General features: G+C 63.0%; 20 protein-coding genes and 1 riboswitch. Of the genes, 12 read left to right on the top strand and 8 right to left on the bottom strand.

What is annotated here, in order from left to right:
* Positions 1-26: 26 nt before the first annotated feature.
* Positions 27-638: a polyhydroxyalkanoate synthesis repressor PhaR gene (gene phaR / locus AC4PTT_RS03285; protein WP_113153295.1), complete on the bottom strand. Its 612-nt coding sequence runs from the start codon at positions 636-638 to the stop codon at positions 27-29.
* A 382-nt stretch (positions 639-1,020) separates the two neighbouring features.
* Here phaR and AC4PTT_RS03290 point away from each other — a divergent pair, with 382 nt between their 5' ends.
* The 7 genes from AC4PTT_RS03290 (at position 1,021) to AC4PTT_RS03320 (ending at position 9,948) form a co-directional block, all read left to right on the top strand.
* On the top strand, positions 1,021-2,205 hold the full coding sequence (locus AC4PTT_RS03290; RefSeq protein ID WP_113153294.1) for an acetyl-CoA C-acetyltransferase: 1,185 nt from the start codon (positions 1,021-1,023) through the stop codon (positions 2,203-2,205).
* A gap of 106 nt (positions 2,206-2,311) precedes the next feature.
* Complete coding sequence (gene phbB, locus AC4PTT_RS03295; protein WP_113153293.1) at positions 2,312-3,031, top strand: acetoacetyl-CoA reductase; 720 nt, start codon at positions 2,312-2,314, stop codon at positions 3,029-3,031.
* A 666-nt stretch (positions 3,032-3,697) separates the two neighbouring features.
* Positions 3,698-6,718, top strand: a complete 3,021-nt coding sequence (locus tag AC4PTT_RS03300) for a helicase-related protein (protein WP_492162092.1) — start codon at positions 3,698-3,700, stop codon at positions 6,716-6,718.
* A 9-nt stretch (positions 6,719-6,727) separates the two neighbouring features.
* Positions 6,728-7,117: an RNA-binding S4 domain-containing protein gene (locus tag AC4PTT_RS03305; RefSeq protein ID WP_492162093.1), complete on the top strand. Its 390-nt coding sequence runs from the start codon at positions 6,728-6,730 to the stop codon at positions 7,115-7,117.
* A 139-nt stretch (positions 7,118-7,256) separates the two neighbouring features.
* The gene (gene fdxA, locus AC4PTT_RS03310) at positions 7,257-7,595 is read left to right on the top strand and encodes a ferredoxin FdxA (RefSeq protein WP_113153290.1); all 339 of its coding nucleotides are present in this window, start codon (positions 7,257-7,259) and stop codon (positions 7,593-7,595) included.
* A 484-nt stretch (positions 7,596-8,079) separates the two neighbouring features.
* Complete coding sequence (locus AC4PTT_RS03315; protein ID WP_113153289.1) at positions 8,080-8,655, top strand: CarD family transcriptional regulator; 576 nt, start codon at positions 8,080-8,082, stop codon at positions 8,653-8,655.
* A gap of 435 nt (positions 8,656-9,090) precedes the next feature.
* Positions 9,091-9,948: an RNA polymerase factor sigma-32 gene (locus AC4PTT_RS03320; RefSeq protein ID WP_113156050.1), complete on the top strand. Its 858-nt coding sequence runs from the start codon at positions 9,091-9,093 to the stop codon at positions 9,946-9,948.
* Between the two features lie 26 nt (positions 9,949-9,974).
* On the opposite strand, the gene AC4PTT_RS03325 is transcribed toward AC4PTT_RS03320, so the two are convergent.
* The 4 genes from AC4PTT_RS03325 to thiB form a co-directional block, all read right to left on the bottom strand.
* Positions 9,975-11,462, bottom strand: coding sequence for a M48 family metalloprotease (locus tag AC4PTT_RS03325; RefSeq protein WP_206548415.1), 1,488 nt, complete (start codon positions 11,460-11,462; stop codon positions 9,975-9,977).
* Between the two features lie 156 nt (positions 11,463-11,618).
* On the bottom strand, positions 11,619-12,380 hold the full coding sequence (gene thiQ / locus AC4PTT_RS03330; RefSeq protein WP_206994935.1) for a thiamine ABC transporter ATP-binding protein: 762 nt from the start codon (positions 12,378-12,380) through the stop codon (positions 11,619-11,621).
* Complete coding sequence (gene thiP / locus AC4PTT_RS03335) at positions 12,377-13,975, bottom strand: thiamine/thiamine pyrophosphate ABC transporter permease (RefSeq protein ID WP_492162094.1); 1,599 nt, start codon at positions 13,973-13,975, stop codon at positions 12,377-12,379. The genes thiQ and thiP overlap by 4 nt, the downstream gene beginning before the upstream one ends.
* A 38-nt stretch (positions 13,976-14,013) precedes the next feature.
* Entirely contained in the window at positions 14,014-15,018 is a 1,005-nt protein-coding gene (thiB, locus tag AC4PTT_RS03340) for a thiamine ABC transporter substrate binding subunit (protein WP_492162095.1), read from the bottom strand.
* 37 nt (positions 15,019-15,055) lie between these two features.
* A riboswitch (TPP riboswitch) is annotated at positions 15,056-15,217 on the bottom strand.
* Between the two features lie 93 nt (positions 15,218-15,310).
* Between thiB and AC4PTT_RS03345 the strand changes: the two genes are divergently transcribed.
* From AC4PTT_RS03345 to AC4PTT_RS03365, 5 genes are all read left to right on the top strand, one after another.
* Complete coding sequence (locus AC4PTT_RS03345; protein ID WP_206548412.1) at positions 15,311-15,958, top strand: thiamine diphosphokinase; 648 nt, start codon at positions 15,311-15,313, stop codon at positions 15,956-15,958.
* 3 nt (positions 15,959-15,961) lie between these two features.
* Complete coding sequence (locus tag AC4PTT_RS03350; RefSeq protein ID WP_492162096.1) at positions 15,962-17,773, top strand: ABC-F family ATP-binding cassette domain-containing protein; 1,812 nt, start codon at positions 15,962-15,964, stop codon at positions 17,771-17,773.
* A 233-nt stretch (positions 17,774-18,006) separates the two neighbouring features.
* Entirely contained in the window at positions 18,007-18,948 is a 942-nt protein-coding gene (locus AC4PTT_RS03355; protein WP_492162097.1) for a tyrosine recombinase XerC, read from the top strand.
* A 66-nt stretch (positions 18,949-19,014) separates the two neighbouring features.
* Positions 19,015-20,094, top strand: coding sequence for a TraB/GumN family protein (locus AC4PTT_RS03360; protein WP_492162098.1), 1,080 nt, complete (start codon positions 19,015-19,017; stop codon positions 20,092-20,094).
* 73 nt (positions 20,095-20,167) lie between these two features.
* Positions 20,168-20,404, top strand: coding sequence for a hypothetical protein (locus tag AC4PTT_RS03365; RefSeq protein ID WP_492162099.1), 237 nt, complete (start codon positions 20,168-20,170; stop codon positions 20,402-20,404).
* A gap of 126 nt (positions 20,405-20,530) precedes the next feature.
* On the opposite strand, the gene lpdA is transcribed toward AC4PTT_RS03365, so the two are convergent.
* Genes lpdA through AC4PTT_RS03380 form a run of 3 tightly spaced genes read right to left on the bottom strand, consistent with a single transcriptional unit; the run spans position 20,531 to position 26,520 of the window.
* Entirely contained in the window at positions 20,531-21,943 is a 1,413-nt protein-coding gene (gene lpdA / locus AC4PTT_RS03370; protein WP_492162100.1) for a dihydrolipoyl dehydrogenase, read from the bottom strand.
* Positions 21,944-21,975: 32 nt separating this feature from the next.
* Positions 21,976-23,511 carry a 2-oxoglutarate dehydrogenase complex dihydrolipoyllysine-residue succinyltransferase gene (odhB, locus tag AC4PTT_RS03375; protein WP_113153283.1) on the bottom strand — a complete coding sequence of 512 codons (1,536 nt, stop codon included), beginning with the start codon at positions 23,509-23,511 and terminating at the stop codon, positions 21,976-21,978.
* Positions 23,512-23,532: 21 nt separating this feature from the next.
* On the bottom strand, positions 23,533-26,520 hold the full coding sequence (locus AC4PTT_RS03380; RefSeq protein WP_206546112.1) for a 2-oxoglutarate dehydrogenase E1 component: 2,988 nt from the start codon (positions 26,518-26,520) through the stop codon (positions 23,533-23,535).
* Between the last annotated feature and the right edge of the window lie 92 nt (positions 26,521-26,612).

Consider the following 26,612-nt stretch of genomic DNA (forward strand, 5'->3'; position numbering starts at 1 on the left):
TCTGTGTTCGCTCCGGGGAAGGGCGGTCAGGAACCGCCCAGGGAGTTGATCTTGCGCTGCATGTCGGCGATCTGCTCACGTAACTCCTTCAGATCATCGGAGCGCGGTGCTTCTTCGCCGGCATTGTCTTCGCGCGCTGCGCCCTGATTTGGGGCAGGGGGCGTGGGCGCGAACATGCGCATGGCGTTCTGGAACATCTCGATGTTGCGGCGGGTCTGCTCCTCAACCATCTTCATCGGGGCCGACATGCCCATCATGTCCATGGATGATCCGCCGAACGCTTTGTCCATCTGCTCGCGCATGCGTTCCTGCTCCTTGGAGAAGGCCATCATGGATTGTTCGAGGAAGCTCGGCACGACCATCTGCATCTGGTCGCCGTAAAAGGCGATGAGCTGACGCAGAAACGAGATCGGCAGCATGTTTTGCCCGTTGCGGTCGTTCTCCAGCTCGAAAATGATCTGGGTCAGGACCGCATGGGTGATGTCTTCGCCGGATTTGGCGTCCTGCACGACGAAATTCTCGTCGCGCTTTACCATCTCGGCCAGGTCTTCCAGGGTCACATAGGTGCTGGTGCCCGTGTTGTAGAGGCGGCGATTGGCGTATTTCTTGATGACGATCGGGTCGTCCTTGGCTGGCATTACTGACCTCCCCGTAGCACGGTTGTCTGTGGCATCGCGCCCGGACGTCTCCTGCGTCGTCCGGTTTTCGATGCCTTGGATTCAAGGACTGAGGGCTTTGCAAGACGCCACTGCGCCGTTCCACCGCCCCGTTGCCGGGGCCGTCGGCGCGCACCCCCTGCATTTGCCGGTGTCAGGATATGCGCAAAATCCCATTGAATGAAAGCGCTTTTCGCAGTGGCGAAGAGCGCGGCGCTCCTGTTCGGCGGTGCGCAAGCTTTGTTGCGCTGCACACAACCGTTTGACTCGTCCCTGATTAGCCGCAACAAATGTGAATGAGAGCAGTCCGTCACAAGGGCTGCACATTTGCACGTGTATGCAATTTTCCAAGGGAGAGCCTTTCATGTCGTCAGCCGAAGCCATTGTCGTTGCCAGCGCCGCCCGCACCCCGGTCGGCTCGTTCAACGGTTCCTTCGCCACCGTGCCAGCGCATGAGCTTGGTGCAACCGCCATTCGCGAGGCGCTTTCGCGCGCCGGCGTCGCGCCGGAAGAGGTGAACGAGGTGATTCTCGGTCAGGTGCTCACGGCCGGCCAGGGACAGAACCCCGCGCGCCAGGCGGCCGTCGCCGCCGGCCTGCCGGAAGAAGCCACCGCCTGGGGGCTCAACCAGGTCTGCGGTTCGGGCCTGCGCACCATCGCCATCGGCATGCAGCAGATCGCCTGCGGTGATGCCGACATCATTGTTGCCGGCGGTCAGGAATCCATGACGCTCTCTACCCATTGCGCCTATCTGCGCGCCGGCGTGAAGATGGGCGATTATGCCATGATCGACACGATGATCCGCGATGGTCTGTGGGATGCCTTCAACGGCTACCACATGGGCATCACCGCCGAAAACGTGGCGCGCAAGTTCCAGATCACCCGTGACGAGCAGGACGCTTTTGCGCTCGCTTCGCAGAACAAGGCCGAAGCCGCCCAGAAGGCCGGGCGCTTCAAGGATGAAATCGTCCCGGTCACCGTGAAGAGCCGCAAGGGCGAAACCGTGGTCTCGGACGATGAGTACATCCGCCATGGCGCGACCATCGAGGGCATGCAGAAGCTGCGCCCGGCCTTCGACAAGGAGGGCACGGTCACGGCCGCCAATGCGTCGGGCATCAATGACGGTGCGGCCGCCGTGGTGCTGATGCGCGAGAGCGAAGCCCAGCGCCGTGGTCTGACGCCGCTGGTGCGGATCGCCTCCTGGGCGACGGCTGGCGTCGATCCGGCAATCATGGGCACGGGGCCGATTCCGGCATCGCGCCGCGCGCTGGAGAAAGCCGGCTGGAAGGCCGAGGATCTCGATCTGGTCGAGGCCAACGAGGCCTTCGCCGCACAGGCCTGTGCGGTCAACAGGGACATGGGCTGGAACCCGGATATCGTGAACGTGAATGGCGGCGCCATCGCGATCGGCCATCCGATTGGCGCTTCGGGTACCCGCATTTTCAACACGCTGGCCTTCGAGATGCGCCGCCGTGGCGCGAAGAAGGGACTGGCCACGCTCTGCATCGGTGGCGGCATGGGCGTCGCCATGTGCGTGGAAGCGTTGTAGGCTTTGAGCTGGCGCGCGGCGTTTGTGCCGTGCGCCAGCCGGATTATCGCCCGGTCTCAACAGGGCGAAGGCGGCGGGGAACACTCACCTGAGGGAGACGAACTGCATGAAAACGGCACTTGTTACGGGTGGAACACGCGGCATCGGCGCGGCGATAGCGATGGCTCTGAAAGAGGCGGGCTATCAGGTCGCGGCCAATTATGCGGGCAACGATGAGGCTGCCGCGCGCTTTACCGAAGAAACGGGCATTGCCTCCTACAAATGGTCGATTGCCGATTACGACGCCTGTGCGGACGGCGTGGGCCGGGTCGAGGCCGATCTCGGACCGGTCGATGTTCTGGTCAACAATGCCGGCATCACGCGGGACGTGATGTTTCACAAGATGACGCCAGAAGACTGGCGCGCCGTGGTGGATGTGAACCTGAATGGCGTCTTCAACATGACCCATCAGGTCTTCGCCGGCATGCGCTCGCGCAAGTTCGGCCGCATCATCAGCATTTCGTCCATCAATGGTCAGAAGGGCCAGATGGGCCAGACCAACTATTCCGCCGCCAAGGCGGGAGAGATTGGCTTCACCAAGGCGCTGGCGCAGGAAGGCGCGCGCTTCAACGTGACGGTCAATGCGGTCTGCCCCGGCTACATCGCCACCGACATGGTGATGGCGGTGCCGGAAGTGGTGCGCGAGAAGATCATTTCGCAGATCCCGGTGGGGCGTCTCGGCGAGGCGTCCGAAATCGCGCGGTCCGTGCTGTTCCTGGCCTCCGACGATGCGGGCTTCGTCACGGGCTCCACGCTCACTGTCAATGGCGGTCAGTACTTCATCTGACGAAAAGGCACGTCCTGTGCATTCATTTTTCGGGGCGCTGTGGGTAACCCGCAGCGCCCTGTTTCGTTAAAATGCGTATCAATTTGAAACAGCTTCGTTAACGCGGCATTCAGGTTCCGTGGCTGCGTTTGTGGATAAACTGTGCGCTGTCTGCCCGGAACCGGTGGAAACCACCAGATATTGCGGTGAACATAGCGGGAACATCCGGATATCAGTGATTCGTAGCCGATTCGTTCCGGGTTTGGTCGAAGTGTTAACGCCATGCGGCATGGCGGGGCCGTAACCCGTTAACGGCTTCGCAAAAAATCCTAACAAAATCTTATGCTTGCACCGTTGCCTGGCAGGCCCGTCGCGCTTCCCGCGCAAATCCTTAACGCGCGCCACGCGTTTTCCGGCTTTGCGGAACATGCCCGATTCAGCATTTGGGTGTCTTTACGTTGCGTCATACTCTATCTTGTGGTGAACAAAACGGGAAACAACGCAGGTCAGTGATTCGTAGCCGATTCGTTCCAGACTCGTTCCAAATCTTAATGGCCGGAAACGGTTTGGGTCATTTTTGGCAGTCTTTGTCGGTGGAGCGGCAGTCTTGCCTTGGAATGCGCATGCAAAGCATGCTAACCCGTGTGCTCGCCTTTTTTCGCTGAGGTAGACGGCTTTTCAGGCCCTATGAATTTCCAAAAACAGAATGCCAAGCCGAGAGTGTTGTCGGGTCGTGACGTAACGGCCATCCTCGGGCCGACCAATACCGGCAAGACGCACTTGGCCATCGAGCGCATGGTTGCGCATGGCACGGGCGTCATTGGCCTGCCGCTGCGGCTGCTTGCGCGCGAAGTCTATTCCCGCGTCGTCGCCAAGGTCGGCGAGCAGAATGTTGCGCTTGTCACCGGCGAAGAAAAGATTTCGCCGCCCGGCGCGCGCTATTCGGTGTGCACGGTCGAGGCCATGCCGCGCGAGACCGACGCCGCCTTCGTGGCGATCGATGAGGTGCAGCTCGCCGCCGATCTGGAGCGCGGCCACATCTTCACCGACCGCATTCTGCATCTGCGCGGCCGTCAGGAAACGCTGCTTCTGGGCGCTGGCACCATGCGCGGCATTCTTGAAAAGCTGCTGCCGGGCCTCTCCGTCATCACCCGTCCGCGCATGTCAGTGCTCAGCTATGCCGGTTCGCGCAAGATCACGCGCCTGCCGCGCCGCTCGGCCATCGTGGCCTTCTCATCGGACGAGGTTTACGCCATTGGCGAGCTGATCCGCCGCCAGCGCGGCGGGGTGGCTGTCGTGCTTGGCGCGCTCAGCCCGCGCACGCGCAACGCGCAGGTGGCGCTCTACCAGTCGGGCGATGTCGATTATCTGGTGGCGACCGACGCCATCGGCATGGGCCTGAACCTCGATGTCGATCATGTCGCCTTCGCGCAGAACCGCAAATTCGACGGTTTCCAGTACCGCGACCTCAACCCTGCGGAGCTCGGGCAGATCGCCGGCCGCGCCGGCCGTCACCTGCGTGACGGCACGTTTGGCGTCACCGGCCAGGTCGATCCCCTTTCCGATGAACTCGTTCACCGCATCGAGGCGCATGATTTCGACCCGGTGAAAGTGCTGCAATGGCGCTCCGCCGCGTTTGATTTCTCCAGCGTCGATGCGCTCAAAGCCTCGCTCGACGTCACGCCCCCCGTGGAAGGTCTTACCCGCGCTCTGCCCGCTGCCGACGCCAAGGTGCTCGAATTCCTGTCGCGTGACGGGGATGTGCGTGCGCTGGCCGACGCCCGCGAGCGTGTGGCCCTCCTGTGGGACGCCTGTGCGCTGCCGGATTACCGGCGCATAGCACCGGCCCACCACGCAGAAATTGTTGGTGCAGTCTTTTCTGATCTGGCGCGAACGGGCCATGTCGATGAAGACTACATGGCTGAGCAGGTTCAGCGCGCCTCGTCCACCGAGGGGGACATCGACACACTGTCGCAGCGTATTGCGCAGATCAGAACATGGACATTTGTCTCGCACCGGCCCGGATGGCTGGCCGATGCGACACACTGGCAAGAAAAAACACGAGAGATAGAGGACAGTTTGTCCGATGCGTTGCATGAGCGATTGACGAAACGCTTTGTGGACCGCAGGACATCCGTGCTCATGAAGCGCCTGAGAGAGAATGCAATGCCGGAAGCAGAAATCAGCCCCGTTGGCGAAGTCCTTGTCGAGGGGCATCACGTTGGTGAGATGCTAGGGTTCCGTTTCACCGCCGACCGCTCTGCGGAAGGTGAGGACGCGCGCGCCGTCAAGGCTGCCGCCCAGAAAGCACTCGCTGCCGAATTCGAAACGCGGGCAGACCGCTTTGCCGCTTCCGGCAATGGCGATCTGGCGCTGGATTCCGAGGGCCTTCTGCGCTGGCTCGGCCAACCGGTGGCGACGCTGGTTTCCGGCGAGGAAGCGCTGCGCCCGCGCGTCGTGCTTCTGGCCGACGAGCAGCTGACCGGCCCGGCGCGCGACAAGGTCGCCGCCCGCGCCGAGCGTTTCGTGAACTATCAGATCGAATCGCTTCTGAAGCCGCTGGTCGATCTGCGCGATGCCGAGAGCCTTTCGGGCATGGCGCGCGGGATCGCGTTTCAGGTTGTCGAGAGCTTCGGCCTTCTGAACCGCCGCACCGTGGCAGAGGATGTGCGTGCGCTCGATCAGGACGCCCGCGCTTCGCTGCGCCGCCTCGGCGTGCGCTTTGGCGCTTACCACATTTTCGTGCCGGCGCTGATCAAGCCTGCGCCTGCCGGCCTTCTCACCCTGCTCTGGGCGCTCAAGAACGACGCCAAGGACAAGCCGGGCTATGGCGATGTGGTCAATGCGCTTGCCGCCGGTCGCACCTCCATCGTGTCCGATCCGGCTTTCGAAAAGGCATTCTATGGCCTCGCCGGCTATCGCAATCTGGGTCGCCGCGCCGTGCGTGTCGATATTCTCGAGCGCCTTGCCGACCTGATCCGTCCCGCACTTTCGTGGAAGCCGGGTTCCGGCGCACGTCCCGAGGGCGGTTATGATGGCGCGGCCTTTGTGGTCACGCCGGCCATGATGTCCATTCTCGGCGCGACCGCCGATGATATGGAAGCCATCCTCAAGGGGCTGGGCTACCGCGGCGAGGCGAAGCCGGCCGAAGAGGTTGCAACGCATCTGAAGTCGCTGGACGACGCTGCCGCCGAGAAGGCTGCTGCACCGGCCCAGGCTGCCGATGCTGCCGCTCCCGCCGAGGCCGAAGCCGCCGCGAAGACGGACGACGCGCCCGCCGATGCAGAGAAGCCTGCTGAAGCTGAAGCGCCAGCCGGGGAAGCGAAGCCCGAAGCCGAGGCAAAGCCGGAAGCTGATGCCAAGCCGGAAGTTGAGACGCCGGCTGCCGGTGAGGCTCCGGCTGAAAAGGCCGCTGACGAAGAGGAAGAGCCCAAGCCCGTCATGATCTGGCGTCAGGCCCGTTTCGACGGTCGCAAGCGTCAGGGCGGCGGCAAGGGCAACAATCAGCGTCAGCAGGGACGTGGTGGCCGTCAGGAGCGTGATGGCGCACCGCATCGCGGCAAGCCTAACCGCAGCAAGGATGGCGACAAGCAGGGCTTCAAGCGCAAGGGTGGCGCAGGCCGTCCGCGCGAAGAGCGTCCGGCGCGCATCGATCCCGATTCGCCCTTCGCCAAGCTCGCTGCCCTCAAGGATCAGCTGAAGAAGTAGCGACATGCGATGAGCGGCACGGTCCTGGAACGCCAGCGTATCGACAAGTGGCTGTTCTTCGCACGGGTGGTGAAATCCCGCTCGCTTGCCGCAAAGCTCGCTCAGGCGGGCCGTGTTCGGGTCAATCGCAACAAGATCGAGCAGGCCGCCTACCAGATCAAGGTGGGCGACGTGCTCACCATTTCCCTGGAGCGGCAGGTGCTCGTCTATCGGGTTCTGGCGCAGGGGGCGCGGCGCGGTCCGGCAGAGGAAGCCCGCACGCTCTACGAGGATCTGACCCCGCCGGCGCCACCCAGGGACGCCGTCGTCAAGGCGTCGGCGCCGCGGCGCGACGCCGGGGCAGGGCGTCCCACCAAGAAGGAACGCCGCGCGCTTGATCGCTGGCGTGACGACCCGTGACGGCGATGTTTGCGCAGTTTGAGATTGGAATGGGATTCCGCCTGCGACGATTGCCGCGCAACAACGGGCCTTGCAACCGCCGTTTAAAGGGGCTACCTCACCACTCGACATTTTAAGAAGCTGTCAGCCGAGAACACCCATGACCTATATCGTCACCGACAATTGCATCAAGTGCAAGTACATGGACTGTATAGAAGTCTGCCCGGTGGACTGTTTCTACGAAGGCGAAAACATGCTCGTCATCCACCCGGATGAGTGCATCGATTGCGGTGTCTGCGAACCGGAATGCCCGGCCGAAGCCATCAAGCCCGACACCGAGCCGGGTCTGGACAACTGGCTTCAGCTCAATTCCGAGTATGCCGAAAAATGGCCCAATATCACCGCTAAGAAAGAGCCTCCGGCAGACGCCAAGGAATTCGACGGTGTCGAAAACAAGCTGGAGCAGTACTTCTCGCCGGAACCCGGTGAGGGAGACTAGATCGCCGCGCGCCCATCGGGGCGCACAAACGACGATCTTGATGATTGACGGAGCATCGGATTAGCCCGAAACCCGAATTCCACTTTTCGGTCCGGTGCTCTGAGCCCACAAATTGACGTGGGACATAATGCGAATAGATGGGGCGGTCGCGCAGGAAACTGCGGCGACATATTCGCACATGCGGCAAAATCTTGATTCTTTCGGCTTTTTGTGGTAGCTTAACAAAATCATGCCGGTGACAACACGTCTAATTATGGCGCACACACACTAATCACTGAAAGGTGGGGCTCCAAATCCAGGCCAGGGCAATCTGGGTCAGGATGTTTTGGTTTGCGTGGCGGGCCTTCGGTGCAGGCGCAGTCACCATCTTCCGGAGCTTGAACTCTTTCATGCACACGACAAGCCGGCAGGCGTTTTTGGGTACGGGGCATCGCCGAGGCGAGGCGTTGCTCACATACCCCTTTAGAACAGGAGTGTTAGGCGGATGACCACCCAGCAGAAAAAATCGGCGCAGCGCCAGGGTTTCAAGACTGGCGAATACATCGTTTACCCGGCGCATGGCGTCGGCCAGATCGTTACGATCGAAGAGCAGGAAGTCGCCGGTCACAAGCTGGAATTGTTCGTCATCGATTTCGAGAAAGACAAGATGCGCCTCAAAGTGCCGGTCGCCAAGGCGACGTCCATCGGCATGCGCAAGCTTTCCGAAACCGATTATGTTGATCGCGCACTCAAGGTCGTTCAGGGCCGCGCCCGCGTGAAGCGCACCATGTGGTCGCGCCGCGCGCAGGAATACGATGCGAAGATCAACTCGGGCGACCTGATCTCCATCTCGGAAGTCGTGCGTGACCTTTACCGCGCCGACAACCAGCCGGAGCAGTCCTATTCGGAGCGTCAGCTTTATGAAGCCGCGCTCGACCGCATGGCGCGCGAGATCGCAGCCGTCAACCGCATGTCGGAGACGGAGGCTGTCCGCCTGATCGAGACCAACCTCAACAAGGGCCCGCGCCGCGGTGCGAAGGCCGACAATGAGGAAGCCGAAGAGAAGGAAGAAGCTGCATAAGCTTCCCACCTCATCTGTTTTGAAAAACCCGGCTGTTTCAGCCGGGTTTTTTATTGCCGGCTACTAAACTGTAATCGGCTGGAACTTTTTTCGTCTGCGACTCGTTACTCTAGGTGATGTCTCGTTTCTTCGGTCGAGATCACCGCTTTTTGCAAAGCCTGGTCGGGGTCCCGGGATGTCCGTCATTGGCGTGTTTCTGCACCAGCAGATGCCGCGTCAGGGCGCTCTGACACGTGTAACCGCGCATCGGCAATTGGGCCTGTGCGTATGGGCTGACCGGCTTGGAATCCTCTCCTTAAGAAAGGGGCCAGGCCAGAGCATCGGACCGAAAAGTGGGAACCGGTTTTCGGATCATCCGATGCTCCATCAATGGTTTGGATCGCCCTTTATGCGTCCGGACGGGCGCATGGCGATCCAGAAACGCGGGAGAGCATCATGCAAGACCGGGCGGAACGCAAACTCATAGAAAAGGCCATGAAGGCGCCTTATCTGGCGCTGGAGGAAGAGCAGGACCTCGCACAGCGCTGGCACAAGAAGCAGGACCAGCAGGCGCTTCATCATTTAACGGTGGCGCACATGCGGCTTGTCATTGCCATGGCGTCGCGCTTCAGGAATTTCGGATTGCCCGCTGCCGACCTCATTCAGGAGGGGCATATCGGCCTTCTGGAAGCGGCGGCCCGGTTCGACCCGGAACGGGGTGTGCGCTTTTCCACCTATGCGACCTGGTGGATACGCGCCTCGATGCAGGATTATGTCCTGCGCAACTGGTCCATCGTGCGTGGCGGCACGAGTTCAGCGCAGAAGTCGCTGTTTTTCAAATACCGCCGGCTGAGGGCCAAATTGCAGAAAAGCATGGGCTCACCCAGCGAAATTCATCAGGAAGCGGCCAAGCTTCTCGGCGTTTCGCCCGCGGATGTGGCGATGATGGACGCGCGGCTTTCCGGCCCCGATCTGTCGCTTAACGCGCCGGTGCGGGATGAAGGTGAGGCGTCTGCCGAGCGCATGGATTTCCTGCCCTCCGATGAGGCACCGGTCGACGAGACGGTCGAACACATGATCGATGAGGAACGGCGGGCGCTCTGGCTGACCGACGCACTCGATGTTCTGGACAGGCGCGAGCTGAAGATCATCCGCGAGCGGCGTCTGGCAGAAGATGGCGCAACGCTTGAAGCGCTCGGTTCGGCGCTGGGCATCTCCAAGGAGCGTGTGCGGCAGATCGAGACGCGGGCCATGGAAAAACTGCGCACGGTGCTCACGCGCGAGCATCCCGCGCTGTCCGGCAGCACGGCCTGAACGGCTGGCCTTGCGCCAGCCGTAATTTAGCGATCAGTGACGATCTTGACCTTGCTCCCGGCCGACGGCGTTGCGCCGGGGCCAAGTGCGTTGAGGAGCCGGAAAAGCTCCACCTTGCGGTCCACACCGCGCATCTGCGATGCCAGCGAACCGAGCGTTTCTCCCGGCTGAACCGTCACGACACGCACGCGCAGCGGCTTGAGCGCAGCGCGCTCCGCCTGATTGAGAATGCGGAAGCTCTGCCCGACGGAATTGGCAACCCGTTCCAGATCGTTGCTCGTCGCAGGCGCTGCCGTCAGCAGGCGGTAAACCTGCCCGCCGGAGCGGATCACCGTCACGTCGAACTGCCAGCCATCGGCGCTCGCGCGTCCCTTGGCTGCCGGATATCCATTGATCGTGAACGTGCGGATGGTTTCGGGCTCCAGACCCGCAACCCAGCCGCTCGTCAGGTAATCCGTCAGCGAAGTGCGCTGGGGCACCGTCGCCCCGTCGAAGCGCACCGCAATGTCGTCCGGCCCGACAGCCGTCACCGCCTTGGTGGAATTGTCGATGATGAAGCCTTCGGGCACCTGGAAGGCGACGCCCAGACCCGGATGCAGGAAGTCGCGCCCGCGCACATAGCCCTCTTCCGGCGAATCCCCGTAGATCATGCCGTCAATGCCGGCGAGGAAGGAATCGCGGTCGCGCTTGCCAGCGGCGTCCGGCTGCTGCATCTCGCGCGCATGGCGCTGCGCGAGTTCGATGCGCCGTGGCGCATTGGGGTGACTGGCCAGGAAGTCGAGGCTGGCGTCGGTCGCGCCGCTCACACTGCGGAAGCCCTGATAGGCGTCCATCGCCTGCAGGAAGCGCGCAGCCGCAAACGCATCATAGCCCGCATGGGTTGTGGTGCGGATGCCCAGACGGTCCGCTTCCAGCTCCTGATTGCGCGAGAACTGCGCGAGCCTCAGCTTGCCGCGAACCAGCGCTGCCTGCGCCGCCTGATCGCGCCCGTCGATCACCTCGCTCACCACTTTCGAGGCGAACTTTTCCTGCGCTTCGAGCTTCTGCCGCTCGATGCCGTGATTGGCTGTGACGTGCGCCATTTCATGCGCGATGACCGCTGCAAGCTCAGCCGAATCATTGGCGAGCGCCAGAAGACCGCGCGTGACATAGAGATAGCCGCCCGGCAGCGCGAATGCGTTGACGTTGGGCGAATTCAGAATGGTGACCGTGTAGGCCGCGCCGGTGTTCTGCTCATCCAGCGTCAGAGATCCCACCACCTTGGCGACCATGCGCTCCAGCTTCGGATCGGAGTATTCGCCGCCATAGGTCTGCAGAATGCGGGGATGCTGCTGGCGTGCAAGCCGTGCAAGACGGTTGCCGCGCGTCACCGAATCGACCGTGACCGGGTTCGACGACGGCATGAAGCTGCCTGTGTCCGTGGGCACCATCTGGCAGCCCGACAGGAGGACTGTGAGCGCTACGGCGAGAATGGCTTTGCGCGGTATGGCTCGCGCTGATGGCTGGAAATTCATGGTAGCGGGCGCTTCATTGGACAGGGTCGTGTCCTTCCGGTTGATTTTGTCCAAAGCATGACCGTCATTAATGCCCAAGTCACGCACTTGGTTCCCTCAACATGGCGTGATGTCCCGTCCGAGCCACGGTCTAGCGCATAAGCTGCAACAGTGGAATCAATTTGTTGTAGAGTAATTTATTTCCCGCCGTGCGCCTATGTAGCGATTGAAGGCTTCTGAGGCATCGCCGGCAATGAACGCTGCGGTTGTGCCGGTCGCGGCGACCTGCCCCTCTTCAACAAAGATCATCGTCCTGCAAAGCCGTTCCGCGTCGCGCGGGTCATGCGTTGCCATCAGCACTGTCATCTGCTGTTCCGCATGCAGAGCGCGGATCAGGTCCAGCATCTCGTCGCGCAGCGCCGGTCCGAGCGAGGCGAAGGGTTCGTCCATCAGGAGCACCGGACGCTTGCGGATTAAAACACGCGCCAGCGCCACCCGCTGGCGTTCACCGCCCGAAAGCGCCCGTGGCAGCCGGTCTTCCTTGCCGGCAAGCCCGGTTCTGGCAAGCGCATCGGAGACCGCCGCGCGGTCTTCTTCCGTCAGCTTCAGCGCAGGCGAGCGCCCCAGCCCCACATTCTGCGCGACCGTGAGATGCGCGAAGAGATTGTTTTCCTGAAACACCATGGAGACGGGCCGGCGATGCGGCGTCAGCCCGGAAACATCCTTTCCGTCGATCATGATGCGGCCGGAGGTCGGTGTCTCGAAGCCGGCGATCAGGCTGAGAAGCGTCGATTTGCCAGAGCCGCTCGGGCCCATCACGGCGACGATGTCGGACGGGGAGATGGTCAGGTCGAACGCCATTTCGCTCCCGCCCGGATAGGCAAAGCGCAGCTTTTCGAGTGTGATCCCCGCGCCGTGTGCGGCGTCAGCCTTGGTCATGTCTTCTCCTTGCCGAGACGGTCGGCCACGAACATCAATGCCAGACAAAGAAGCCCGAGGAAAAGGGCAATGCCTGCGGCATCCGCCGTGCGATAGCTGCCCATGCGCTGCAACAGAAGATAGGGCAGGGTCTGCACCTGATCGGAGCCGAACAGCGCGATCACGCCGAGATCGCCGAGCGAAAGAGCGGCGGCGAAGGCGAGCGCGGTCGCGGCAGGGCGGCGCAGCGCCGGCCAGTCGACGAGGCGTAGTCGTGTCCAGCCAGTGATGCCCAGCGACAGGCAGAGCCGCTCATGGCGGGCGCTGGCAGCGTCATAGGCCGGGCGGATTGCGCGGATTGCAAACGGCATCGCCATCACCGCGTTGACGGTGACGACCATCGCCGGTGCAAAGGCAAAAACATCGCCCACATGCCGCAGCAGAATGAACCAGCCGGCACCGATCACCAGCGGCGGAATGATGAGCACCATCGCCGCCCCGCTGTCGGTGGCGCGTTCAAGCAGGCCCGCAGGCAGTGCGCCGCGCTTCATTTCGAGCGCCCGGCGTGCCGCCACCAGCGCCAGCGAAAGAACCAGGCATAAAAGCGCGGAGAGGCTGGCGAAAAGCAGGCTGGTTGTTGTGGCCGAAAACACCGCGCTCTCGGTGGCAAGCCGCGCCAGATCCGCTTTCAGACCGGCGATCACGGTCGCAGCCATCGGTCCGGCGACGAAGAGCAGCCCCGCGACGATGATGACGGTGTTGAGAACCGTCTCCAATGGCGTGTGCCAGACAATGCGGCGCGGTGCGACGGGCAGGTTGGCATCGCCGCTGAGCGACGCGCCGAGCCGGCTTAACGCCAGAACAACGCCGCCGGCCAGCGCCAGCTGCACCAGCGTCAGCACCAGTGCGCGCGCCGGATCGAAGTCGAACCGCAGCGCCTGATAGATCGCCACTTCCAGCGTTGTCGCGCGCGGTCCGCCACCAAGCAGCAGGACGATGGTGAACGAGGTCACGCACAGCATGAAGACGAGGCCGGCAATGCCGGGAAGGGCCGCGCGCATGGCCGGCCATTCGAGAAACCGGAACGAGGCGCGCGCGCCCATGCCAAGCTGGGCCGCAAGACGCCACTGGTCGGCGGGCACGCTTTCCAGCGCGTTCAGGAACAGGCGCGTGGCCAGCGGCAGATTGAAGAAGACATGGGCGACCAGAATGCCCGAAAGCCCGTAAATGCCGGGCCAGTGCTCATTGAAGAGCACGGACAGGAAAGGCGCGAAAATCCCCGCTCTTCCCAGAAGCGCCAGAATGCCGAGCGCCGCCACAATGGCGGGAAGCGCAAGCGGCACAGCAAACAGGCGCAGAATGAAGGCGCGGCCCGCAAATGCGGGATGGCGCGCCAGCGCGCGCGCCAAAAGGATCGCCGGCACGACCGATAAAAGCGTCGATAACAGCGCCTGCCAGAGCGTGAAGCGGGCGATCCGCAGCAGATAGGCGTCGAAAGCCGCAAGCGCGCCCGTGCCCTGTTGCAGGGCCTCCACGGCAAGGCCCGCAAAGGCCCCGCCGATCAGCAGGCCGACAGCGGCCAGCGCAAGCCGTCCCGCAGCGACACGCCTGTCCATGAGGGGGCGTCTTTCCATGTCGGGCGCGCGCGAAACGGTCAGCGGCTCATCACCGAAAGCCACTCATCGACCCAGGCCTTGCGGTTTTCCGCCACCTCTTTCGATGAGAATTCGAGCGTCTCGCCCGGCTTCACCAGAGTGTCGAACACCGGGTTGAGCGGCTGCGATGTCTCGCCGGCCGGGAACATCCAGTTGGTCTCCGGAATCGCGTCCTGAAAGCCGGGACCGGTCATGAAGGCGAGGAATTTCTGCGCTAGCGGGTTTTCCGCACCCTTCACGGTCTGTGCTGCCACTTCCACCTGAAGATAATGCCCTTCTTCAAAGCCCGTCGCCTTGTAGCGCTCGGAATCTTCGGCAATCTGGTGATAGGCGGGCGAGGTGGTGTAGGACAGCACCATCGGCGCTTCGCCGCTGGTGAACAGGCCATAGGCCTCGCTCCAGCCCGGCGTCACCGTCAGCACCTTGTCCTGCAGTTTGCCCCAGGCGTCAGCTGCGTCGTCGCCATAGACGGCCTTCATCCAGAGCAGCAGACCAAGGCCCGGCGTGGAGGTGCGCGGGTCCTGAATGGCGATCTTCAGATTGCTGTCGCTCTCCACCAGCTCCTTCAGGCTTGCCGGCGGGGTCTCGATGGCCTCGGTGTCATAGACAAAGGCAAAATAGCCGTAGTCGAACGGAACGAACGTGTCGTCCTCGAAGCCGCCCGGCACGTTCACCCTGCCGATGTCGACGCCATGGGGCGCAAACAGGCCGGTCTCGCGGGCCTCGTGCACGAGGTTGTTGTCGAGACCGAGCACGATGTCGGCCTTGGTCGATTTGCCTTCGAGCTTCACGCGGTTCAGAAGCGCCACGCCATCGGCCACGGAAACGAAATCCACGTCGCAGCCGCATTCCGCCTCGAACGCCTTCTCCACCGCCGGTCCGGGGCCCCAGTCGGAGGTGAAGCTCTCATAGGTGTAGACGGTGAGCTTGTCTTCGGCCGCCGCATGGCCGGCCATGGCCAGCGTGCCAAGCGCCATGGTGGAAAGCAGGGTGGTCGCGCGCATCTGCGCCTCCTCTCGTTTGGTTGGGGAATGAGGCGCTGTGCGAAAAGCGTCTAATCCCTCCGCCGGTGCAAACCGGATCAGGTTCAGCGGGTTGGCCGGGTTCCACTGATGCGGCTTTCCTTTGATCAAGGCAAAGCTGCATCCGTTTCAACCACTGGGCCTCTCAGCCGGCAATCCGCCGGCACCCCGTTAGAGCGACCGGGAAAATAGGGCGCGGCAGGGGCCGGCGCAAGAGGCGGAATGGCGCGAACGCCGTTGGCGCTTGCCCGCCGGCATGATATGGGCCTCGAGCATGAGCCTGTTTACCCTTCTCCTGGGCGGAGATCTCACACGCACGCCGGCACTCGATGCCGAAATCGCCGACAGCCGCATCATCGCGGCTGATTCAGGCATGCGTCACGCAGCGCTTCTGGGCGTTATGCCGGAGCTGTGGGTCGGCGATTTCGATTCCGAGCCGGACGGCATGGCCGAGGCCTATGCCCGGGTGCCGCGCCGCGCCTTTCCCGCCGACAAGGACAAGACGGACGGGGAACTCGCCATCGCCGCAGCGCTGGAAGCGGGCGCGACGAGCCTCGTTCTCGTGGGTGCTTTCGGCGGCGCGCGACCCGATCACATGTTCCTGCATCTCGCGCAGGCGCTTCAGCTTTCAGAACAGGGCATTAAGACGCGGCTGACAAGCGGCGTGCAGGAAGGCGTGCCGCTGCTGCCCGGCAAACGCCATCGCTTCGACTATCCGCAGAAAACGCTGTTTTCGATCCTTGGCTTTTCGGCCCTTTCCGGCCTCACCGTGGAAGGGGCCAAATGGCCGCTCGATGCGGTCGAGGTTCCTTTCGGCTCGTCGCTGACCCTTTCCAATGTGGTCGATGGCGAACTCGCGGTTACCCTCAAAGAGGGCAGGGCGCTTCTGGTCGCCCATCTTTCCAACGACGGAGAACACTGATCCATGGCGCCGCCTCTTTTAAAGCTTGATGGCATTCGCCTGACCTTCGGCGGCACGCCGCTGCTCGATGGCGCATCGCTGATGGTTGGCCCCGGCGAGCGGCTGGCGCTGGTCGGGCGCAACGGCTCCGGCAAGTCGACACTTCTGAAGATCGCCGCCGGCCTCGTGGAGCCGCAGGATGGCGAGGTGTTCCGCCAGCCGACGGCGACCGTGCGCTATCTGCCCCAGTCGCCCGACTGGCAGGGTTTTTCGACCGTGCGCGCCTATGTGGAGGCCGGTCTCGGCCCGGCGGACGACATCAACCGCGTGGCGCTGGTCATCGACCGGCTGGGCCTGTCCGGCGATGAAGACCCGGCAACGCTGTCGGGCGGCGAGGCGCGCCGTGCAGCGCTCGCCCGGGTGCTTGCGCCCGAGCCTGATCTGCTGTTGCTGGACGAGCCGACCAACCATCTCGACCTCGCCACCATCGAATGGCTGGAAGAAGAGCTGCAGCGCACGTCTTCAGCCCTTGTCACCATCTCGCATGACCGTCGTTTTCTCGAACGCGTCAGCCGCGCAACCGTCTGGCTCGACCGTGGCGTGACGCGCAGGCTCGACAAGGGCTTTGCCCATTTCGAGGACTGGCGCGATCAGGTGCTCGAAGAGGAAGAGCGCGACCAGCACAAGCTTGCCCGCAAGATCGAGCGCGAGGAACACTGGCTGCGCTATGGCGTCACCGCGCGCCGCAAGCGCAATGTGCGCCGTCTGGGCGAGCTGCATGCGCTGCGCGAGAAGCACCGCAGCCATCGCGGTGCGGAAGGCGTGGCCACCATGACGGCCAGCGACGCCGCCGAGTCCGGCAAGCTGGTCATCGAGGCAAAGGGCCTCGCCAAGTCCTATGACGGGCTTCAGGTGGTGAAGGATTTCTCCACGCGCATCCTGCGCGGCGACCGTGTTGGCCTTGTCGGCCCCAATGGAGCCGGCAAGACGACGCTGATCAATCTTCTGACCGGCAAGCTCGACCCGGACGAAGGCTCACTGCGGCTGGGCGCAAATCTGGAAATCGCCATTCTGGACCAGAAACGTGCACTGGACCCGCTGGAGACCCTGTCTCATTTCCTCACCGATGGCCGTGGCGACAGCGTCGTGGTCAACGGGCAGGAGCGGCATGTCGTCTCCTACATGAAGGACTTCCTGTTCAAGCCCGAGCAGGCGCGCACGCCCATCCGCGAGCTCTCCGGTGGCGAGCGCGCGCGGCTTGTGCTCGCCCGCCTTCTGGCCCGCCCGGCCAATCTTCTCGTGCTCGATGAGCCGACCAACGATCTCGACATGGAAACGCTCGATCTCCTGCAGGAGCTTGTCGAGGGCTTCCCCGGCACCGTGCTGCTCGTCAGCCATGACCGCGACTTCCTCGACCGCACGGTCACGAGCACCATTGCGCCGGCCGGCGATGGCCGCTGGATCGAATATGCCGGCGGCTATGCCGACATGATGGCGCAGCGCAAGGGCGAGGAGCTGGAGCGGCGCAAGGCGCGCACGGCAGAGCAGCAGAAGACCAGGTCAGCCGGCAATGCAGGTGCGCCGAGGGCAGCTTCGAAGAAGCTCTCCTACAAGCAGAAATTCGCACTGGAGACCCTGCCGAAGAAGCTCGATGAGCTGGCTGACGAAATTGCGGCTCTGGAGAAAAAGCTCGCCGATCCCAACCTCTACACGCGCGATGCCGCCGCCTTTCAGCGCTTTTCCAAGGAGCTGGACGACGCGCGCGCCAGCAGCGAGAAGATGGAAGAAGAGTGGCTCGAGCTCGAAATGCTGCGCGAGGAAATCGAAGGCGCTTAGCGGTTTTTGCTGAAGCACCAACTTCAGGGCCCCCTTCTCCCCGCATGCGGGGAGAAGGTGAGGATGAGGGGCGAGCGCCAACCTTTCCGAACCCACAACACTGCGAGCTTATCAAGCGCGGCGTCAGCCCCCCATCCCCCTGCCGGGACCTTCTCCCCGCAAGCGGGGAGAAGGAAGCTGTCATCCCGCACGCCTTCACCGGCTGCTAACCAGACTGGTTCACAATGCTTCCCATGAACCAGGAATTTCTCATTTCCGCAAAGCCCGACCTTCAGAAGGCCCGCACCGCATGGCTTGACGCACTTGCCGGTGAGCGGCGTCTCTCCGCGCTCACCGTCGATGCCTATGAGCGCGACACGCGGCAGTTTCTGCAATTCCTGACCGGCCATTGCGGCGATGCGCCGGGCCTCTCCGACATCGCCGAACTGCGCCCGGCGGATCTGCGCGCTTTCCTCGCCTTTCGGCGTGGCAACGGGGCCGGCGCGCGCACGCTCGGTCGCGGCCTTGCCGGGGTCCGCTCCTTCCTGCGCTACCTTGAGCGCCGTGGGCTTGTGAATGCAGCGGCCGCAGCAGCGCTCAAAGCGCCGCGCGCACCCCGCGCATTGCCCAAGCCGCTGACGGCGGTTGATGCGCGCAAGGTCGCATCCGGCGCGGGGCAACTGGCCGAGGAGCCATGGATCGCCGCGCGCAACGCAGCCGTCTTCACGCTGCTTTATGGCGCGGGGCTGCGCATCTCCGAGGCGCTGGGGCTTCTGGGCAGTCAGGTTGCCGACATGCGCCAGGGTGCGCTGCGCATCACCGGTAAGGGTGGCAAGACGCGGCTCGTGCCCGTCCTGCCCGTCACGGTCGAGGCGGTTGCAGAATATCAGCGTCTCTGCCCTTGGCATGGTGAGGCCGACAAGCTGCTCTTTCGCGGCGCGCGCGGGGGCGCGTTGCAACCGGCCATCATTCAGCGCGAGATGAAGCGCATGCGCTCGGCGTTCAATCTGCCGGAAACGGCGACGCCGCATGCGCTGCGGCATTCCTTCGCCACCCATCTTCTGGGGCGTGGCGGCGATCTGCGCGCGATCCAGGAGCTGCTCGGTCACGCCAGCCTCTCCACCACGCAGGTCTATACCGGTGTGGACACGGCGCGGCTTTTGGAAATCTACGATGCGGCCCACCCGCGCGCCTGAAACATTCCCTCGAAACCGCGCGGTTCGATTAACGCTTTGGCCGTGTTTTGCGTCTAGCGTGGCCGCATGAAAACGCACGCCAAAGCCACCGCCATTCCCATGGCCGAACGGTTCGCAGACCGCCTCTTCCAGCTGGCGGCTGCCTTTCCGTTGCTTCTCCTTCTCGCGCTTGTCGTCGGCCTCGTCACGGCCACCCCGGCGAAGTCCAGAGAGATTGTCTGCGCGGGCAAGAACCTTCTGACCGAACTCGCAACGGACAATCCCGCAGCGCTCGAAGAGGTGCGGCGGCAGGCGGCCGAAACGCCCAATGGCAGTGGCCTTCTGTGGCGGGTCGAAAAGGAGGGCGTGGAGCCCTCTTATCTTTTCGGCACCATGCATATGAGCGATCCGCGTGTCGTGACGCTGACGGAAGACGCGCAGGCGGCTTTCGATGCCTCCGAGCGTGTCGTGATCGAGACGACCGACATTCTCGACCAGTCCAAAATGGCGGCCGCCATGTTCAAGCGGCCTGAACTGATGATGTTCACCGGCGACGAAACGTTGGCCGATCATCTGAGCGAGGAAGACCGCAAAGCGGTTTCACAGGCGCTGGCCGAGCGCGGCGTGCCCTTTTCCAGCGTCCAGAAGATGAAACCCTGGATGCTGATTTCGCTTGTCGCCCTGCCGGGCTGTGAGCTTGAGCGCAAGGAAGCGGGCATGCCTATCCTCGACATCAAGCTTGCCGCCGATGCGGAAGCCTCCGGCAAGGAGGTGCTTGGTCTCGAATCCGCTGTCGAACAGCTCGACGCCATGGCTTCGCTGCCGCTCGACCTGCATATGCGCGGTCTGGTGGAAACGCTGGCGCTTGGCGATGGCCTTGATGACGTGATGGAGACCATGGTTGCACTCTATGCGCAGGGCGAGACAGGCATGTTCTGGCCGCTCATCCGCGTCGCGATTCCTCAGGAGGAAAGCGCCGGCGACGACTATGCCGCGTTCGATGAGGCGATGATCAGGGTGCGCAATGGAACCATGGCCGAGCGGGCCGCGCCGATCCTCGACCGGGGCAGGGCGTTCATCGCCGTTGGCGCACTGCATCTGCCCGGTGAGGAAGGCCTCATCGAGTTGCTCCGCGCCGAGGGCTATGCGGTCGAACCCGTTCTGTAATTCCAGGGTTCCGGCTAACTAATTGCATGTTATCGTCTGGCCAGCGCTGGGGAGCGCCATCTGGAGTGCGATCATGCGCGACGACAATGATAATGAAAAAACCGGGGATAATGAAAAACCCGGGCGTCATTCCGCCGGGTCGGCCGGCGCGGTGAGATCGGAAGGAACGCGCGGCTTCGTGCTCGGTGCAGTGGGCGCCGCGATCATCATCCTCGTCATCATGGCGTTTTCCGGCACCGGCTTTTTTGGCGGGGAAGACGCTCCGCCTGCCGACGATGCGGGTGTCGTGCCCATGGGCGATGGCGGCTAAGGGGCTTTCTGTCCGGCGAGATGCCTGACACGGCACACATCAAAGCTCGTAAGCCCGACCTGAAACGAAAAAGCCCCGCAGCTTGCGCCACGGGGCCTTTGTCTCACGCAAATGTGCGGGATCGGATCACATGTGGATCGGCTTGGCGAAGGTCGCGAGAGCCGCTTCCTTGACCGTTTCCGACATGGTCGGGTGGGCGTGGCAGGTGCGCGCCAGGTCTTCCGACGAACCACCGAACTCCATGAGGACAGCAGCCTCGTGGATCATTTCGCCAGCACCAAAGCCGACGATGTGAACACCCAGAACACGGTCCGTCTTCTTGTCGGCAAGCACCTTCACGAAGCCGTCCGTCTTCAGCATGGAGCGCGCGCGTCCATTGGCCGAGAAGGGGAATTTGCCGGCGTTGTAGTCCACGCCAGCCTTCTTCAGCTCTTCCTCGGTCTTGCCGACGGAAGCGACTTCCGGGCTCGTGTAGACCACGCCGGGGATCACGTCATAGTTCACGTGTCCGGCCTGACCCGCCAGGATCTCGGCCACGGCAACGCCTTCATCCTCGGCCTTGTGCGCAAGCATCGGTCCGGCAATCACGTCGCCGATGGCGTAGACGCCCTCGACATTGGTGCGGAAGTGACCATCGGTCTTCACGCGGCCGCGCTCATCCAGCTCGACGCCAACCGTGTCGAGGCCGAGACCATCGGTGTAGGGCTTGCGGCCCGTCGCCACCAGAACGACGTCGGCTTCCAGCGTTTCGGCGTCGCCGCCCTTTGCCGGCTCGAAGGTCACCTTCGCGCCCTTGCCGGCCTTGGCCACATCCGTGACCTTCGCGCCGAGCTTGAACTCGAAGCCCTGCTTGCCCAGCATGCGCTGGAACTGTTTGGCCACTTCGCCGTCCATGCCGCCGAGGATCGTGTCGAGATACTCGACCACCGTCACCTTGGCGCCCAGACGCGCCCAGACGGAGCCAAGCTCGAGACCGATCACGCCGCCGCCGACAACGATCATGCGCTCCGGCACCTTGGAGAGTTCCAGCGCACCGGTGGAGGAGACGATCACCTTCTCGTCGAACGTCACATCTACGCCCGGAATGCCGGCCACGGCCGAGCCCGTGGCGATGACGATGTTCTTCGCCTCCACGGTCTCTTCCTTGCCGTCATCGGCCTTCACGGTCACCTTGCTTTTGCCGGCAATGCTTCCGAAGCCGCGAAAGATGTCGATCTTGTTCTTCTTCATCAGGAAGTCGAGACCCTTGGTGTTCTGCTCGACTGTCTTGACGCGGTGCTCCATCATCTTCTTGAGATTGAGCTTCGGCTTGCTCACCTCGACGCCGAGATCGGCAAGACCATGTCCTGCCTCCTCGAACATCTCCGTGGCGTGCAGCAGCGCCTTGGAAGGGATGCAGCCCACATTGACGCAGGTGCCGCCATGGGTGGGCAGCTTCTCGACCACGGCCGTCTTGAGGCCAAGCTGCGCCGCCTTGATGGCGCAGACATAGCCGCCGGGGCCGGTGCCGATCACGACGAGATCATAGGTGTTGGACATGGGTCTTTTGCCTTTTTCTGCTCGGTGATCGCCTAGAGGTCGAGAACCAGACGCTCGGGATCCTCAAGCACGTCCTTGATGCGCACGAGGAAGGTCACGGCTTCCTTGCCGTCCACGATGCGGTGATCGTAGGAGAGGGCGAGATACATCATCGGACGGACGACGATCTGGCCGCCGACCACCATCGGCCGCTCCTGGATCTTGTGCATGCCCAGAATACCCGACTGCGGGGCGTTCAGGATCGGGGTCGACATCAGCGAGCCGTACACACCGCCATTGGAGATGGTGAAGGTGCCGCCCTGCATGTCGGCCATGGAAAGCTTGCCGTCGCGGGCAGCGAGACCCAGACGACCGATTTCCTTCTCCACCTCGGCAATCGACATCTGGTCGGCATCGCGCACCACCGGCACGACGAGGCCGCGGTCGGTGCCGACGGCAACGCCGATATGGCAGAAGTTCTTGTAGATGATGTCCGTGCCGTCGATCTCGGCGTTAACGGCCGGGATTTCCTTCAGCGCATGGGTCACCGCCTTGGTGAAGAAGCCCATGAAGCCAAGCTTGACGCCGTGCTTCTTCTCAAAGAGCTCCTTGTACTTCTTGCGCAGCTCCATCACGGCCGTCATGTCCACCTCGTTGAAGGTGGTCAGCATGGCGGCTGAGTCCTGCGCGTCCTTCAGGCGGCGCGCAATGGTCTGGCGCAGACGCGTCATCTTCACGCGCTCTTCGCGAACCTCGTCCTCGGCCGGGGAGGCCGGGCGGGCCGCCTTGGGCGCTTCGGTGCGGGCGCTGGACGATCCGCCTTCAATGGCGGCGATCACGTCGCCCTTGAGCACCTGGCCACCCTTGCCGGAGCCGGCAACGTCGGAAGCCTTGATGCCCTTTTCGGTCATCATCTTCTGGGCCGAAGGTGCTGCCGGGCGGCCGCCGTCTTCGTCCTTCTTCGCAGCAGGCGCTGCCTCGGCCGGCTTGTCGGCCTTGGGAGCGGCGGCAGAAGCGGTTGCGCCCTGCTCAATGCGCAGCAGCAGTGCGCCGACTGCAACTTCATCACCCGTGGTAACCACCATTTCGGTGATCACGCCGTCGACCGGAGACATCACTTCCTGTGCTGCCTTGTCGGTCTCGAGTTCGAGAAGCGCTTCGTCGGTCTTCACCGCGTCGCCGACCTTCTTGAAGATCTCGCCGACCTCGGCCTCGGTGACGGACTCGCCCGCCGATGGAACATTCACCTCGACGATTTTTCCGCCGGCCATGGTTGCCTCCTGATTTTCAGAGCTGCCGGACGAAGCTTCGCCGGACTGTTTGGTTTCTGCTTTTGCTTTGCTGGCGCTACCGCCTGCGGCAATCATGCCGAGCAGCGCGCCGACTTCGACGGTTTCGCCTTCCTTGACCACGATCTCGTCAAGCGTGCCGGCTGCGGGAGCCGGCACCTCGATGGAAACCTTGTCGGTTTCCAGTTCGACGATCGCTTCGTCGGTGGCGATGGTGTCGCCCACCGATTTCATCCAGCGGGCGATGGTTGCCTCGGTTACGGACTCGCCCAGAGTGGGAACCCGAATCTCGGTCGCCATGTCGTTTTTCTCCGTCGCTTGCTATTCGCCAAGCGCATCTTCGAGGAATGCCTCGAGCTGCGCCAGGTGTTTCGACATGAGGCCCGTCGCCGGCGATGCGGCGGCCGGACGGCCCGTGTAGCGAACGCGGGTGTTCTTTGCCTCGATGTGCTGCAGAACCCACTCAAGATACGGCTCGATGAAGGACCAGGCGCCCATGTTCTTGGGCTCTTCCTGACACCACACCATTTCCGCGTTCTTGAAGCGCGAAAGCTCGTTGATCAGAGCCTTGGCCGGGAACGGGTAGAGCTGCTCGACGCGCAGCAGGTAGACATCGTCCAGCCCGCGCTTCTCGCGCTCTTCATAGAGGTCGTAATAGACCTTGCCCGTGCACAGCACGACGCGGCGGATCTTCGAATCCTTCACCAGCTTGACGCTGTTCGCATCCTGATGCTCCGCATCGTCCCACAGCAGACGGTGGAACGCGCTCTCACCGGAGAGTTCGGCCAGCGTCGAGACGCAGCGCTTGTGGCGCAGCAGCGACTTCGGCGTCATCAGGATCAGCGGCTTGCGGAAGTCACGCTTCAGCTGACGGCGCAGGATGTGGAAGTAGTTCGCCGGCGTCGAGCAGTATGCGACCTGCATGTTGTCCTCGGCGCACATCTGCAGCCAGCGTTCGAGGCGGGCGGAGGAGTGCTCCGGACCCTGGCCCTCATAGCCGTGCGGCAGCAGGCACACGAGACCCGACATGCGCAGCCACTTGCGCTCACCAGACGAGATGAACTGGTCGAACACCACCTGCGCGCCGTTGGCGAAGTCGCCGAACTGGGCTTCCCACAGCGTCAGCGCCCGCGGTTCTGCAAGCGAGAAGCCATATTCGAAGCCGAGCACGGCTTCTTCCGAAAGCATCGAGTTGATGACTTCGTAATAGGCCTGCTGCGGTCCCATATTGTTGAGCGGGATGTAGCGGTTCTCGTCGCGCTGGTCGTAAAGCACCGAGTGGCGCTGCGAGAAGGTGCCGCGCTCGGAGTCCTGACCGGAAAGGCGAACCGGGTTGCCTTCGAGCAGGATCGAGCCGAAGGCAAGCGCCTCGGCCGTCGCCCAGTCGATGCCCGCGCCCTCGTCGATCATGCCCTTGCGGTTCTTCATGAAGCGCTGGATCGTGCGGTGGGCTTCAAAGTCCTCCGGCACTTCGGTCAGCTTCTTGCCGATCTCCTTCAGCGTCTTCACCGGCACGGCGGTCTTGCCCCGGCGCTGCTCGTCCGCATGGTCGGCCTTCTTCAGCCCCGACCACACGCCGTCCAGCCAGTCGGCCTTGTTCGGCTTGTAGGCCTGGCCCGCATCGAACTCCGTCTCCAGGTTCGAGCGCCATCCAGCACGCATCTCTTCGATGTCGGCTTCGGTAACGAGGCCTTCGGCCAGCATCTTCTTGGCGTAGATTTCGCTGGTCGTGGGGTGCTTGCGGATGTTGCTGTACATCAGCGGCTGCGTGAACGCCGGCTCGTCGCCCTCATTGTGGCCGTAGCGGCGGTAGCAGAACATGTCGATGACCACCGGCTTGTGGAAGGTCATGCGGAATTCGGTCGCAACCTTTGCCGCATAGACCACCGCTTCCGGGTCGTCGCCGTTCACGTGGAAGATCGGCGCTTCGATCATCTTCGCCACATCCGAAGGATAGGGCGAGGAGCGCGAGAAGCGCGGATTGGTCGTGAAGCCGATCTGGTTGTTGATGATGAAGTGCACGGTGCCGGCAACGCGGTGTCCGCGAAGGCCCGAAAGACCGAAACACTCCGCCACCACGCCTTGGCCGGCAAAGGCGGCGTCGCCGTGCAGGAGCAGCGGCATGACGCGCGCGCGCTCTTCCGGCGGCACGATCTCTTCGCGCTTGCGGCCAAACACCTGGTCCTGTTTGGCGCGGGCCTTGCCCATCACCACCGGGTTCACGATTTCCAGGTGAGACGGGTTGGCGGTCAGCGACAGGTGAACATTGTTGCCGTCGAACGCACGGTCGGAGGAAGCGCCGAGATGGTACTTCACATCGCCCGAACCTTCCACGTCGTCAGGTGCGAAGGAGCCGCCCTTGAACTCGTGGAAGATGGCGCGGTGCGGCTTTTCCATGACCTGTGCGAGCACGTTCAGGCGGCCACGGTGGGCCATGCCGAGAACGATTTCCTTCAGGCCCATCTGGCCGCCGCGCTTGATGATCTGCTCGAGCGCCGGGATCAGCGCTTCACCGCCGTCGAGGCCAAAGCGCTTGGTGCCCTTGTACTTGACGTCGATGAACTGCTCGAAGCCTTCGGCCTCGATCAGCTTCTGCAGGATCGCCTTCTTGCCGTTGGCGGTGAATTCGACGCCCTTGTCCGGACCCTCTATGCGCTCCTGAATCCAGGCCTTTTCGGCCGGGTTGGAGATGTGCATGAACTCGACGCCCAGCGTCGAGCAATAGGTCCGCTTGAGGATGTCGAGCATCTCGCGGATGGTCGCCGTCTCCAGACCAAGCACATGGTCTATAAAGATCGGACGGTCATAGTCTGCCTCGGTGAAGCCATAGGCCTCGGGCGACAGCTCGTTGTAATCTTCCAGCGGCTTGGCAATGCCAAGCGGGTCGAGATCGGCATGCAGATGGCCGCGCATTCGATAGGCGCGGATCATCATGATGGCGCGCACGGAATCGCGGGTCGCCTGCAGCGTCTCTTCGGGAGAGAGCTTGGCCCCGGCCTTCGCAGCCTTGTCCTTGATTTTGCCGTCGAAGTGTTTTTCGACCGCGCCCCAGTCGCCATCAAGCGCCGAGACGAGTTCGCCATTGGCGGCCTGCGGCCAGCCCTTCTTCTTCCAGGACGCGCCGGCGGCGTTCTTCTTCACATCGGCTGCGTCGTCCTTGAGCGCGCCGAAGAAGTCCCGCCAGTCCTCGCTGACCGAGGCTGGATTGTCCTGATAGCTGGCGTAAAGCTCCTCGATGTAGGCAGCGTTGCCGCCATACAGGAACGAGGTGAGCGACATTTGGTCGTTGGCCTGATCTTGCCGTGCCATATCACTTCCCGGAACGACGGTTCCGGCTCCTTGGTCGCCGGCAATAAAAGCCGGACAGTCACATTGTTCCCGGCTGCCACTTGTGTGGCAAG

It is taken from the genome of Nitratireductor sp. WH36-1 (assembly GCF_058725515.1).

Excerpts from the sequence above, each read along its gene's own strand:
- phaR (WP_113153295.1), bottom strand. The coding sequence starts at position 638 with ATGCCAGCCAAGGACGACCCGATCGTCATCAAGAAATACGCCAATCGC.
- AC4PTT_RS03290 (WP_113153294.1), top strand. The coding sequence starts at position 1,021 with ATGTCGTCAGCCGAAGCCATTGTCGTTGCCAGCGCCGCCCGCACCCCG.
- phbB (WP_113153293.1), top strand. The coding sequence starts at position 2,312 with ATGAAAACGGCACTTGTTACGGGTGGAACACGCGGCATCGGCGCGGCG.
- AC4PTT_RS03300 (WP_492162092.1), top strand. The coding sequence starts at position 3,698 with ATGAATTTCCAAAAACAGAATGCCAAGCCGAGAGTGTTGTCGGGTCGT.
- AC4PTT_RS03305 (WP_492162093.1), top strand. The coding sequence starts at position 6,728 with ATGAGCGGCACGGTCCTGGAACGCCAGCGTATCGACAAGTGGCTGTTC.
- fdxA (WP_113153290.1), top strand. The coding sequence starts at position 7,257 with ATGACCTATATCGTCACCGACAATTGCATCAAGTGCAAGTACATGGAC.
- AC4PTT_RS03315 (WP_113153289.1), top strand. The coding sequence starts at position 8,080 with ATGACCACCCAGCAGAAAAAATCGGCGCAGCGCCAGGGTTTCAAGACT.
- AC4PTT_RS03320 (WP_113156050.1), top strand. The coding sequence starts at position 9,091 with ATGCAAGACCGGGCGGAACGCAAACTCATAGAAAAGGCCATGAAGGCG.
- AC4PTT_RS03325 (WP_206548415.1), bottom strand. The coding sequence starts at position 11,462 with ATGAATTTCCAGCCATCAGCGCGAGCCATACCGCGCAAAGCCATTCTC.
- thiQ (WP_206994935.1), bottom strand. The coding sequence starts at position 12,380 with ATGACCAAGGCTGACGCCGCACACGGCGCGGGGATCACACTCGAAAAG.
- thiP (WP_492162094.1), bottom strand. The coding sequence starts at position 13,975 with ATGGACAGGCGTGTCGCTGCGGGACGGCTTGCGCTGGCCGCTGTCGGC.
- thiB (WP_492162095.1), bottom strand. The coding sequence starts at position 15,018 with ATGCGCGCGACCACCCTGCTTTCCACCATGGCGCTTGGCACGCTGGCC.
- AC4PTT_RS03345 (WP_206548412.1), top strand. The coding sequence starts at position 15,311 with ATGAGCCTGTTTACCCTTCTCCTGGGCGGAGATCTCACACGCACGCCG.
- AC4PTT_RS03350 (WP_492162096.1), top strand. The coding sequence starts at position 15,962 with ATGGCGCCGCCTCTTTTAAAGCTTGATGGCATTCGCCTGACCTTCGGC.
- AC4PTT_RS03355 (WP_492162097.1), top strand. The coding sequence starts at position 18,007 with ATGAACCAGGAATTTCTCATTTCCGCAAAGCCCGACCTTCAGAAGGCC.
- AC4PTT_RS03360 (WP_492162098.1), top strand. The coding sequence starts at position 19,015 with ATGAAAACGCACGCCAAAGCCACCGCCATTCCCATGGCCGAACGGTTC.
- AC4PTT_RS03365 (WP_492162099.1), top strand. The coding sequence starts at position 20,168 with ATGCGCGACGACAATGATAATGAAAAAACCGGGGATAATGAAAAACCC.
- lpdA (WP_492162100.1), bottom strand. The coding sequence starts at position 21,943 with ATGTCCAACACCTATGATCTCGTCGTGATCGGCACCGGCCCCGGCGGC.
- odhB (WP_113153283.1), bottom strand. The coding sequence starts at position 23,511 with ATGGCGACCGAGATTCGGGTTCCCACTCTGGGCGAGTCCGTAACCGAG.
- AC4PTT_RS03380 (WP_206546112.1), bottom strand. The coding sequence starts at position 26,520 with ATGGCACGGCAAGATCAGGCCAACGACCAAATGTCGCTCACCTCGTTC.